The organism is Pseudomonas sp. Sample_21, from assembly GCF_004307525.1.
Classification (GTDB): Bacteria; Pseudomonadota; Gammaproteobacteria; order Pseudomonadales; family Pseudomonadaceae; genus Aquipseudomonas; species Aquipseudomonas atacamensis.
The window spans coordinates 24333-35562 of the sequence record NZ_RCNZ01000051.1 but is presented as its reverse complement, the minus strand read 5'-3'; the positions used below and the strand labels follow the sequence as shown (position 1 = coordinate 35562).

Here is an 11230-nt window from a genome sequence, read left to right as displayed (position 1 = left end):
GAGAACCTGACCAAGGAAATCATCGTGTCGGTGGCGGTGTTGAGCATTCTGCTCAGCGCATTGACGCGCAAATATCGCGGCGGTTTTTTTCTTTCGGCGGTGATTTACGGCGTGTTGATCCGGCCGTACTGGATTCTGTTTTCGCTGTCGTGGGTCGGCGTCTGCGTGATGAAAAAGTACGTCTCGCGCTTCACCTTCTTTCTGATGCTGTTCCTGTTTTATCTGGCGGTGGCCATGGCCATTCAGCTGGCGCTGGGCTTTCCGGTGTCATCGATCCGGGCGAGCAACAACGAGCTGCGCACGGCGGGCGAGGAGGGCTCGAAGTCGCTGATCGTCTCGTGGCTCAGCGGCAGCGACTTCGTCTCCCAGGCACTGGATTCGATGATCATTTTCTTCCGCCTGTCGTTCCCGGTTGAGCTGATTCTGCTGTCCGGGCCGGGGCAGGTGATCTTCGTTGCGCTGATGATCATGACCGCGCTGCTGCTGTTCAAAGTCATCACTTCGACCGACTACAAGGGCGCGCCGATCCAGACCAAACCCAAGGAACTGATCGCGATTCCGCTGGCGTTTCTGTTGGTGCAAGGCTTGTTCGAGCCGGACTTCGGCTCCTTCGCCCGCCACTTCTCGATGGTGGTGCCGGTGTTGTTCGTCGGCCTGGGCTTGATGCTGCGCGCGAACAAACCGGTGCAGGTCGAATCAAGAATTCTCACTTAAGGCAGGTGCTCTATGTCGAGCAAGAAAAAATCCCTGGAGATCGAAACCCTGCGCGGCCTGGCGTGCCTGCTGCTGGTGCTCTATCACGTCATCGGCCCGCTGGGCGGCGGCTTGAAGATCGACATCGGCTCGCCGTTCCGGGTCATCGCCGACTCGATGGTGTACGTGCGCATGCCGCTGTTCACGTTCATCTCCGGCTACATCTATTCGATCTACAAGATTCGCGGCAATGACTTTTCCGCGTTCTTCGCCGGCAAGGTGCGGCGGCTGATCGTGCCGCTGTTCTGCGTCGGCGTGCCGTTCTCGGTGCTGCAAGCGGTGGGGCCGGGGGTGAACAAGGACGTCGGCGTGATCGACGCGTTGTTGTCGTTCTGGGTGCCGATCAACCACTTCTGGTTCCTGCAGGCGGTTTTCAGCATTTTTATCTTCGTCGGCTTGCTGGAGTGGCGCGGCCTGTTGCATTCAGCAACGCGGCTGTATGGCTTGTTTGCGTTTGCGGCAGTGTTGTTCCTGCTGCCGCCGTTGCCGCTGGATGCGTTCGGTATCAACGGTGCGATTTACCTGCTGCCGTTTTTTGTTGCAGGGATGATCGGTCAGGAAAATGTCGATGTTTTGAAACAGCGTTTCAAAGTGATCGGGCCGCTGCTGTTTGTGCTGATCTCGCTGACGCTGTTGTATGTCGCGGCGATTGATCGTGAGCTGATTGTCGATCGCCGCAGCCTGATTGGTTTGACGGTGGGGTGCGTGTCTTGTATCGCATTGCTGTCGAGTGACATGCGCTCGAAAGCGCTGACCTGGCTCGGCGGGTATTCCTATGCGATTTTCCTTTTTCATGTGCTGTTTGCCGCGACCTCGCGGTTTGTCCTTGGGCGCCTCGGCGTGAAGGATGAGAGCTTGCTGGTGTTTGGTGGTCTGAGTTGTGGATTGCTCGGGCCGGTGCTGTTGGCGATGGTGTTCAGCCGGTTCAATTTCACCTCGGTGTTGTTCCTTGGCGAACGTGCGGCGAAGAGGAAAGCACCGGTGATTGTCGCTCCGGTGGTGCAGACGCAGAACAGCTGAAAGCTTCGCGAGCAGGCTCGCTCCCACAGAGGTTGTGTGAATTGCACAAGGTCTTTTGTGGGAGCGAGCCTGCTCGCGAAGGGGCCATCCCGGACAAAGGAAATATTCAATGATGCCAGTAGACGCCCCTCAACCAGTCGCCACCTCGGCCATCACGATAGACGATGCCCGCCAGCGCTTTGCGCAGTGGCGCGAGGGCAAGGCCGGCAAGGTGCTGGCGGTTTCGGTGATCGGCGACAGCTACACCGCCGGGCAGGATTTCTATCTGAACAAACTGGTGCAGCGAGTGGCCGCCGAAGCGGGTTTCGCCGGCCCCGGTTACGTCGGTTTCAACCACGGCGCGGCGCTGGGCGGCACGCACTTCAAATACACCCGCAGCAGCGACAAATACTTCGGCGGCGGCTGGAAGGTTTCCGAGCTGGGCCAGGCCAGCCCGGACAGTCGCACGATCAGCGGCAAGCCGGGCGCCTGGTTGCAAGTCGATGCCAGTCCTTCGCCGCGCATCGATACCACGGTCACTCAGGCGAAACTGTTGTATCTGGGCAACGGCGAAGCCGACGAGCTGCGCTATCGCTGGTCGCCCGCGCAAGCCTGGCAACCGTTGAAACTCGCAGGCTCGGGCGTTCAGGAAGTCGCGCTAGCGGGCGTTCCATCAGCCGCAGACTGGTCATTCAGACTGGAAGTGGTGAAGGGCGCGCCCACGTTGTTCGGCCTTTGGATGACGAATGATGAGAAGGGCATTCGGGTGTCGAAACTGGCGGCCTCCGGCGCGGCATCCGCGGATTTCTATCACGCCGATCCACAGTGGCAGGCGCAGTGGAAAGCCGTGGTGTCGAAGATCCCGGCCGATGTTTACCTGATCATGCTCGGCGGCAACGATCAGGGCTTCGGCGTCAAACCTGCGCAGTACCTGCAAAACGTTCAGGGCCTGGTGAGCATGCTGCGCGAGATTCAGCCGGCGGCGAGCATCAACCTGATCATGCGTCAGGACACCACGCGCTCCAGCGCTTATCCGATGTCGGCCTATGCGCAGGTGCTCGAACCGTGGGCGCGGGAGCAGCATTTGGGCTTCGCCAACCTGCAATGCGCGTTCGGCCCCGACGTTAAACGCTACGCCAGCGCGATGATCGGCCCGGACAAGATTCATCCGTTGCCGGCCACGGGCGGGAAGGTGATTGCCGATTATTTTTATGGCTGGATCATGGGCGCCAACGACCGTTGCGACGGCGGCGGACAATGATCGTTCCCACGCAGAGCGACGGTGATCGTTCCCACGCTCCGCGTGGGAATGCATCCTGTGACGCTCTGCGTCACGCCGCGCTGGGACGCGGAGCGTCCCGGGCGGCATTCCCACGCAGAGCGTGGGAACGATCATCGTGCAGGAGCGAAGTTGTCGACTTGTTCGAGTAATTCCGCGAGCTTCTGCGGCATCAACCGCGCATCACAGCGGGTCTCGACGTTAATGATGATCGCCGGATCGTTGCAGCAGATGCGCACGCGAAAACGCCAGTCGCTGAAGATCACTTTCAGGCCATCACGGTCATCCATTTCCAGCGCCTGTTCGCCATACAACGCCTTCAGGTGCGCGAGCAGCGGATAAGGATCGCGCAGCGGCCGGCGAATATCGCCGGACGCAGGAAACACACCGATCCGTTCCACCAGCAGAATCGTTCCCAGCCAGGTTTCGTTGGCGCTGGGCAGCGGTTGATGGCGCGACAACCAGCTCATCACCCCGAGGTTGCCCACCTCACGTTCAATCTCTGTCGAATGTTGTGCAATGTTCATGGTTGCCTGCCTCTGGTGATGGGGGGCGTCTCAGCGGCCCTTGAGGTACACGTTGTCGTAGCAGAAATTGGTCGCCTGCAAGTAACCCTCGGCATCGCCGCAATCGAAGCGCAGGCCTTTGAATTTGTAGGCCAGCACGCAGCCGTTCTGCGCCTGTTTCATCAGTGCGTCGGTGATCTGGATTTCGCCGCCCTTGCCTGGTTCGGTGTCGGCAATCAGGTCGAAGATGTCCGGGGTGAGGATGTAGCGCCCGATGATCGCCAGGTTTGACGGCGCGTCCTGCGGCGCCGGTTTTTCCACCATGTTGTTGACCCGGTAGATGCCCTCGGAAATCAGCTCACCGGCAATCACGCCGTACTTGTGGGTCTGGTCGGCCGGGACTTCCTGAATGGCGACGATCGAGCAGCGGAACTTCTTGTACAGCTGAATCATCTGCGACAGCACACCGTCGCCTTCGAGGTTCAGGCACAGGTCGTCGGCCAGTACCACGGCAAACGGTTCGTCGCCGATCAATGGGCGACCGCTGAGAATGGCATGGCCCAGGCCTTTCATTTCCACCTGACGAGTGTAGGAGAAGGTGCAGGTGTCGATCAGCTCGCGGGTGCCGGCGAGGAATTTCTCTTTCTCGGTGCCACGGATCTGGTGCTCGAGTTCGTAGCTGATGTCGAAGTGGTCTTCCAGCGCGCGCTTGCCCCGGCCGGTGACGATGGCCATGTGTTGCAGGCCGGCGTCCCGTGCTTCTTCAACGGCGTATTCGATCAACGGCTTGTTGACGATCGGCAGCATCTCTTTCGGCATGGCTTTGGTCGCCGGCAAGAAACGCGTGCCGTAGCCGGCAGCGGGGAACAAACATTTACGAATCATAAAAGTATCCTGGACAGTCATGGAACACAGGCGACGGTTGCGCACCACAAAGTGGCGGCAAGTTTCAATGATTATTGAAGGCTTACTTTAATACCCGAGTCAGGTTGTTGCTGGCAATTAGTTGCGCTGTTAAAAAGCGCTAATGTTATGAGATGTCGACTACTTGGTTATTAGTTATTTTTAGTCGGTATCCGTCGATAGTGATAAGTGTCCAGGGAGTGCTAATAAGTACCCGTCAAACAGTTTGACCGGCAAAAATAATTATTGCCAAGTGGTTGAACTAAATTTGTTTGAGGTTGTTGTCGCCCTGTTTGTGTGAATTGCTCCGCATATCCACCAGGCATGGCTTGACACGCTACCGGGTATTTATTCAATGACGGACCGCGCTATGAAGATTCTGGTAACGGGTGGTGCCGGCTATATCGGCTCGCATACCACACTTGCATTGCTTGAAGCAGGTTATGAAGTTGTCGTTCTGGATAATCTTTGTAACAGCAGCGACGCAGCACTTCACGCCGTTGAAGCCATTTGCGGCAAAAGTGCATGGATGATTCGCGGCGATGTCTGCGATCGGCCGCTGCTCGACCGGATTTTCCGCGAGCATCAGATTGACGCCGTGCTGCATTTCGCCGGGCTCAAAGCCGTGGGCGAGAGTGTGCGCAAGCCGCTCGAATACTACGAAACCAACGTCGGCGGCAGCATCACTCTGTGTCAGGCGATGGCAGCGGCGGGGGTGTTCCGCCTGGTGTTCAGTTCCTCGGCGACGGTGTACGGCGAGCCTGAAGAGATGCCGATTCGCGAGGATTTTCCTACGGGCAATCCGACCAATCCCTACGGTCAGTCCAAGCTGATCGTCGAGAATGTGCTGCGCGACCTGAGCCTCGCCGAGCCGCGCTGGAGCATCGCGCTGCTGCGCTATTTCAACCCGATCGGCGCCCACGCCAGCGGGCACATGGGCGAAGACCCCAACGGCATTCCGAACAATCTGGTGCCGTATATCAGCCAGGTTGCGGTCGGCAGCCTGCGTGAGCTGTCGATTTTCGGTAACGATTACCCGACCGCCGATGGCACCGGCGTGCGCGATTACATTCATGTCGTCGATTTGGCGGATGGGCATTTGAAAGCGTTGCAGTCGATCAGCGAGCGCACCGGCATCCACACCTGGAACCTCGGCACCGGCGATGGCTACAGCGTGCTGCAAGTGCTGCATGCCTTCGAACAGGCCTGCGGGCGGCCGGTGCCGTACCGGATGATGCCGCGCCGCGCCGGTGATATCGCCGAGAGTTTTGCCGATGCTTCGAAAGCGGCGAAAGAGCTCGGCTGGAAAGCCACGCGCAACTTGCAGGACATGGTCGCCGACACTTGGCGCTGGCAATCGAATCATCCCAATGGTTATTCGCGATGATGGCCATTTAGTCCGATGTTAGTTTCAGTCAGGTTGTTAGATAACGTCGGGAAATTACACTGGCAATGCCATTTGCAAATCCGTAGATATAAACCTGCCGTTCGACTTTAGCAGTTGCACAGGACTGTGAAAGAACAACGGATCTTGTTCGCGCTCTTTGCGGACTTGAAAGCTACCAGCTCTGACACAGATCTGTTTTTTAACAGTTCGAATGTTAGAAAGGAGTTGTTATGAAAAAAGTGATGGCAGTTGCCCTGTTGACGATGTTGAGCAACTGGGCTGCCGCCGCTGAAGCGCCGTTGACAGCGGTAACCAATGTAGGTGGCAGTGTGGCGGCTTCGCAAGCGCCCGCGGCCAGTACTGCAATGGTTGCCAGTGCTGTAGCGGCGTCCAACAGCGGTGGCAGTGCCAACGGCGGTACCACCGGTACGACGGGTACCACCGGTACAACCGGCACGCATAACTAACAGGAACATTTGTTAGTGCAGTACAGAGTCGCCCGACGCAAGTCGGGTGACTTTGTTTTTTGGATTCGCCCTTGAATAGCGTAGTGCCATTATGACTCGTAGTGTTTATCTTTTAATGTTGGCAAGTCTCGCTTTGCAAGGTTGCATGTTTTCCCCCGGCCAGTACCTGAGCACCAGCGATATCACCCGCCAGGGTGCCAGCGAAAGCAGTCGGGTCGAGCTGATTCCGATCACCCCGAAGCTGATCGCCATGAACCGCGCCACGCAGAAGCGTGAGTCGCTGCCGGCGGAGCTGCTGGTGACGCCGGCGGAATATCGCATCGGCAACAATGACGTGCTGTACATCACCGTCTGGGATCATCCGGAGCTGACCGCCCCCTCCGGCGCGCAACAACAGATCGATGCCAACGGCCGTCTGGTGCGCTCCGATGGCACGCTGTATTACCCGTTCATCAAGGAAGTCCAGGCGGCCGGCCGGACTATCCAGCAACTGCGCGCGGACATCGAACAGCGCTTGTCGGCATTCATCGCCGAGCCGCAGGTCGACGTCGCGGTGCTGCGCTTCGCCAGCCAGAAAGTCGTGGTCACCGGCGCCGTGACGAAGGCCGGCCCGCAAGCGATTTCGACCAATCCGCTGAGTGTGGTCGAAGCCCTCGGTTCCGCTGGCATCGACACTAATAACGCCGACTTGTCGGGCCTGCTGCTGACGCGCAACGGGCGGGTCTATCCACTCAATCTCGACACGCTCAATCAGCAGGATTCCGAACTGCAGAACGTCTACCTCAAGGGCGGCGATCAGCTGTATCTGCCGTACAACGACAATAAGCGCATCTACGTCATGGGCGAAGTCAACCAGCCGCGCGCGCTGAGCTTCAAGACCGCGACCATGAACCTGTCCGACGTGCTCGGTTCGGTCGGTGGCCTGAGTCAGACCAGTTCCAACGGCAACGCGGTGTACGTGATTCGCGGCGTGGAAAATCTCGACGTCGAGCCGGCCAAGATCTATCAGCTCGAAGCCGAATCGCCGACCGCCATGGCGCTGGCCTCGCACTTTCAGGTGCGGCCGCAGGATGTCGTCTACGTCGGCCCGGCCAACGTTACGCGCTGGAACCGTTTCATCAGCCAGTTGGTGCCGTCGGCGTCGATTGTCGGCACCGGGGCTTCGGCAGCGAAGAACTGGAGCGAATACAGCAACAACAGCAAATAAGGCCGCCCGACTGTGAACCTATTGAAAGTGGGCGTCTGCCTGATGGCGGCCTCGTTGCTGTGCGGCTGTAACCCGCTGATGAGCGCATCGCTGAACAACCTCAAAGCCGCCGTCGTCGGCCCCGACGAGGTTGATGTGACAGCGGCCGAAGTCGCCGGGGTCAACTACCCGCAACTGAAACTGACCACGCCATCCGGCTCAGGTGTACTGGCGCTGGTGCGCGAGCGCGAAGACCTGCAATTCTGGGTCGCCTCCGGCAAGCAGGTGTTGCTGCTGCGCGATGGTCTCGCCGTGCGCAGTATCGGCCTCGGCCTGCAAGGTGATCTGGATGGCACGCGGCTGGCCGATGACTCGCCGTTCAAGCAAGGCCTGCATCACGTCGCCGACGGTTTCACCACACGGCGCTGGATTGATCTGTACAAGGGCCAGGAAGTCGGCGTGATCGTCAACAGCCGCTTTTCGCGCCGTTCCACCGAGACCCTGGAGATTCTCGACAAGGCTTACTCGGTGCTGCGCGTCGATGAACAGATCGACGCGCCAGCCATCGGCCTCAGTGCGACCAACCGTTACTGGGTCGACCCGCGCGACGGTTTCATCCTGCAAAGCGAGCAACAACTGACCTCGCAACTGCGCGTGAAGCTGGTGCAATTGACTCCTGACCGCAGGCATCTGCCGTGAAGCGCTTAAGCCTAATCGCGGCGGGTCTTTTCCTGATCGCGGAGGCGAGTCAGGCCGCCGTCACTGTGTCCGGCGACGTCGCCAATCCCGGTCCGATCGCGTTGCCGCCGGGTGGACGCCTGTTCGATGTGATCAGCGAAGCCGTGCCCAATGCCGAAGGCTATTGGCTGGCGGGCGGCTTGTTGCGCCAGTCGCTGGTCGAGGAGCAGACGCGGCTCAAGGTCGGCGTGTTGTTCGATCTCGAGGTCCTGCAACGCATGGCGACGCTGTTTGATCGGCCAAGCCGCGCGGCACTGGCACAGCGCATTGCCGAAGAGGTTCGACAGATGCCGGTGACCGGACGGCAGATCGCTGACCTTGATCCGGTGGCGGTGGAAGTCGGCTTCGCGCGCAACATTCGCCTGGATGACGGCGATCGGCTGATCTACCCGAAACGGGTTGATGAAGTGCAAGTGTTGGGCGCGGTCACCGAGCCATGTCACTTGCCGTACCAGCCATTGCAGGAGGCCCGCGAATATCTCGAAGGCTGCTCGATTCTCGACGATGCCGAGGCCGATTACCTGTGGTTGATCCAGCCCAACGGCGTGTCGCGGCGCGTCGGCATCGCGCACTGGAATCGCGAGTCCGGGCAGTTTCCGGTGGCCGGCAGCAGGATTCTGGTGCCGATAAAAAATGATGATCTAGATCCGCCTCTTCCTGAATTGAATCAGCAGTTGGCCGAATTCATTGCCACGCAGCTGGCCGAGGTGGTTCGTTGAAGTTACGTTTTGCAGCTGTGTTGTTATTGCCCTGCGGTCTGGCTCACGCCGAGCCGCGCATCACCCAGAATGACTTCGGTGGCGCCGGTCTGTTGCAGACGCCGACGGCGCGCATGGCCCCGGCCGGCGAGCTAAGCGTCAACGCCAACCGCACCGATCCCTACAGCCGCTACAGCGTGTCGTTGCAACCGCTGGACTGGCTCGAAGGTTCGTTCCGCTACACCGCGATCACCAACCGGCCGTACGGCTCGGAGGCCCTCAGCGGCAGTCAAAGCTACAAGGACAAGGCGGTCGACGCCAAAGTGCGCCTGTGGCAGGAAAGCCACTGGGCGCCGGAAGTGGCGCTGGGCTTTCGAGATATCGGTGGTACCGGTTTGTTCTCCAGCGAATTCTTCGTCGCCAACAAGCGCTTCGACAATTTCGACTTCAGCGCCGGCATTGCCTGGGGCTACATCGGTAATCGCGGCGACTTCGACAACCCGCTGGGCTACGTCAGCAATCGCTTCGATACGCGCCCGGCGCTGGAAGGCACCGGTGACGTCAACTCCGGCTCGTACTTTCGTGGCAAGCCTTCTCTGTTCGGTGGCGTGAGCTACCAGACGCCGTGGGATCGGCTGAGCCTGAAGCTGGAATTCGAAGGCAACGACTACAAGAACGAGCCGAAGGACAACGAGATCAAACAGGACTCGCCGATCAACCTTGGCGCGGTGTTCAAGGTGACGGATTCGATCGACCTGAGCGCCGCGTGGGAGCGGGGCAACACGGCGATGTTCGGCGTGACCTTTCACACCAATTTCGTCAGCCGCAAGGCGCCGGCCAAGACCTACGACCCGACCCCCGAACCGCTGCCGGCGAAGGCGCCGACGACCTCGATGGAGCAGGTCAACTGGGCCGATGTGTCGCGGCGTTTGCAGCAGAATGCCGGGTACAAGGTCGAGCGCATCAGCCAGCGCGATTCCGAACTGATCGTCTATGGCGAGCAGCAGCGTTATTTCCATTCGTCCAAAGCCGTTGGCCGCGCGAGCCGGATTCTCGACAACAGCGTCAACGACGACATCGACTGGTTTACCGTGGTCAACAAGCGCTACGACTTGCCGCTGGAAGAAACCAGCCTGCCGCGCCAGACCTTCCGCGAAGTGATCAACAACGAAGAACCGTTGGAGGCGCTGCACCGCACCACCGAAATCAACCCGGCGATGCCGCACAACGAGAAGACCCTCTACACCGAAGCGCCGCAGCATTTCAGCTATGGCGTGGGTCTGGGCTTCAAGCAGAACGTCGGCGGCCCGGATGGTTTGCTCTATCAATTCAGTGCTGATGCGGACGCGGAATATCGCTTCAACCGCAACACCTGGTGGAGCGGTTTGCTCAGCGCCAACCTGGTCAACAACTTCGACAAATTTGTCTACGACGCGCCGAGCGGATTGCCCCGCGTGCGCACGGATCTGCGCCAGTACCTGACGACGTCAAACACGACCATGCCGTTGTTCCAGCTCAGCCATGCCGAGCAGTTGGACAAGGATCTCTACGGCATGGTGTACGGCGGCTACCTGGAATCGATGTTTGCCGGCGTCGGCGCGGAAGTGTTGTTCCGCCCGACCGGCGAACGCTGGTCGCTGGGCGCGGATCTGAACTGGGTGCGCCAGCGTGATTTCGATCAGGGCTTTGCCTTGCGCGATTACTCGGTCGTGACCGGGCATATCACTGGCTATACCGATCTGCCGTTCGACACGCTGGCGGCGGTCAGTGTCGGTCGCTATCTGGCCGGAGACTGGGGCACCACCGTGGATATCTCCCGTGAGTTCTTCAACGGCGTGCGCGTCGGTGCCTGGGCAACCATCACCACGGCCAGCAGCGCCGAATATGGCGAAGGTAGTTTCGACAAGGGGCTGTACCTGTCGATCCCGTTCGACGAAATGATGAGCATGTCGACCATGCGCCGCGCCAACCTGGTCTGGGCACCACTGACCCGAGATGGCGGCGCCAGACTGAGCCGCAGCTATCAACTGCACTCGATGACGGATAGCCGGGAAGGGGACATGTTCTATCGCAACTTCGAGAAGATTACCGAGTAAGCGCTGGTCTGTAGGAGCGAGCCTGCTCGCGAAGGCGCCGGCGCATCCAACATCTTCATCGCCTGACACAACGCTTTCGCGAGCAGGCTCACTCCCACAGGGGTTGTGTTACAGCACAGTTTTCGACCCTAACCCTGATCCCTGTGGGAGCGAGCCTGCTCGCGAATGGTCCGGCACATCCAGCATCTCCATCGCCTGACACACCGCTTTCGCGAGCA

The 11230-nt window shown here is 59.6% G+C and carries 10 protein-coding genes and 1 pseudogene; 9 read left to right on the top strand and 2 right to left on the bottom strand.

Annotated features, from left to right (window positions below):
* The 3 genes and pseudogenes from D8U71_RS07440 to D8U71_RS07430 all read left to right on the top strand — a co-directional run.
* Positions 1–714, top strand: a pseudogene (locus D8U71_RS07440) (hypothetical protein); the annotation flags it as partial.
* A 12-nt stretch (positions 715–726) separates the two neighbouring features.
* Positions 727–1773, top strand: a complete 1047-nt coding sequence (locus tag D8U71_RS07435) for an acyltransferase (protein ID WP_125927272.1) — start codon at positions 727–729, stop codon at positions 1771–1773.
* A gap of 109 nt (positions 1774–1882) precedes the next feature.
* Positions 1883–3013 (top strand): GDSL-type esterase/lipase family protein, encoded by a 1131-nt coding sequence (locus tag D8U71_RS07430; RefSeq protein WP_130887512.1) that lies wholly within the window; start codon positions 1883–1885, stop codon positions 3011–3013.
* A 131-nt stretch (positions 3014–3144) separates the two neighbouring features.
* Here D8U71_RS07430 and D8U71_RS07425 read toward each other — a convergent pair whose 3' ends face one another.
* Both D8U71_RS07425 and galU read right to left on the bottom strand, forming a co-directional pair.
* The gene (locus tag D8U71_RS07425; RefSeq protein ID WP_130887511.1) at positions 3145–3558 is read right to left on the bottom strand and encodes a mannose-1-phosphate guanylyltransferase; all 414 of its coding nucleotides are present in this window, start codon (positions 3556–3558) and stop codon (positions 3145–3147) included.
* A 30-nt stretch (positions 3559–3588) separates the two neighbouring features.
* Positions 3589–4422: a UTP--glucose-1-phosphate uridylyltransferase GalU gene (galU, locus tag D8U71_RS07420; protein ID WP_024013613.1), complete on the bottom strand. Its 834-nt coding sequence runs from the start codon at positions 4420–4422 to the stop codon at positions 3589–3591.
* Positions 4423–4810: 388 nt separating this feature from the next.
* Between galU and galE the strand changes: the two genes are divergently transcribed.
* The 6 genes from galE to D8U71_RS07390 all read left to right on the top strand — a co-directional run bounded on the left by galE (position 4811) and on the right by D8U71_RS07390 (position 11012).
* On the top strand, positions 4811–5827 hold the full coding sequence (galE, locus tag D8U71_RS07415) for a UDP-glucose 4-epimerase GalE (protein ID WP_016775458.1): 1017 nt from the start codon (positions 4811–4813) through the stop codon (positions 5825–5827).
* A gap of 230 nt (positions 5828–6057) precedes the next feature.
* Positions 6058–6294, top strand: coding sequence for a hypothetical protein (locus D8U71_RS07410; RefSeq protein WP_016775457.1), 237 nt, complete (start codon positions 6058–6060; stop codon positions 6292–6294).
* A gap of 145 nt (positions 6295–6439) precedes the next feature.
* Positions 6440–7501 (top strand): polysaccharide biosynthesis/export family protein, encoded by a 1062-nt coding sequence (locus D8U71_RS07405; protein ID WP_052269119.1) that lies wholly within the window; start codon positions 6440–6442, stop codon positions 7499–7501.
* A 12-nt stretch (positions 7502–7513) separates the two neighbouring features.
* The gene (locus D8U71_RS07400; protein ID WP_039760706.1) at positions 7514–8179 is read left to right on the top strand and encodes a YjbF family lipoprotein; all 666 of its coding nucleotides are present in this window, start codon (positions 7514–7516) and stop codon (positions 8177–8179) included.
* Complete coding sequence (locus D8U71_RS07395; protein ID WP_130887510.1) at positions 8176–8937, top strand: capsule biosynthesis GfcC family protein; 762 nt, start codon at positions 8176–8178, stop codon at positions 8935–8937. Before D8U71_RS07400 ends, D8U71_RS07395 begins: the two co-directional genes overlap by 4 nt.
* A complete protein-coding gene (locus tag D8U71_RS07390; protein ID WP_016775453.1) occupies positions 8934–11012 on the top strand; it encodes a YjbH domain-containing protein in 2079 nt (692 codons plus the stop codon). Before D8U71_RS07395 ends, D8U71_RS07390 begins: the two co-directional genes overlap by 4 nt.
* Positions 11013–11230 lie beyond the last annotated feature (218 nt).

What these genes read in the sequence shown, in the direction of transcription:
- D8U71_RS07435 (WP_125927272.1), top strand. Translation starts at nt 727, where the DNA reads ATGTCGAGCAAGAAAAAATCCCTGGAGATCGAAACCCTGCGCGGCCTG.
- D8U71_RS07430 (WP_130887512.1), top strand. Translation starts at nt 1,883, where the DNA reads ATGATGCCAGTAGACGCCCCTCAACCAGTCGCCACCTCGGCCATCACG.
- D8U71_RS07425 (WP_130887511.1), bottom strand. Translation starts at nt 3,558, where the DNA reads ATGAACATTGCACAACATTCGACAGAGATTGAACGTGAGGTGGGCAAC.
- galU (WP_024013613.1), bottom strand. Translation starts at nt 4,422, where the DNA reads ATGATTCGTAAATGTTTGTTCCCCGCTGCCGGCTACGGCACGCGTTTC.
- galE (WP_016775458.1), top strand. Translation starts at nt 4,811, where the DNA reads ATGAAGATTCTGGTAACGGGTGGTGCCGGCTATATCGGCTCGCATACC.
- D8U71_RS07410 (WP_016775457.1), top strand. Translation starts at nt 6,058, where the DNA reads ATGAAAAAAGTGATGGCAGTTGCCCTGTTGACGATGTTGAGCAACTGG.
- D8U71_RS07405 (WP_052269119.1), top strand. Translation starts at nt 6,440, where the DNA reads ATGTTTTCCCCCGGCCAGTACCTGAGCACCAGCGATATCACCCGCCAG.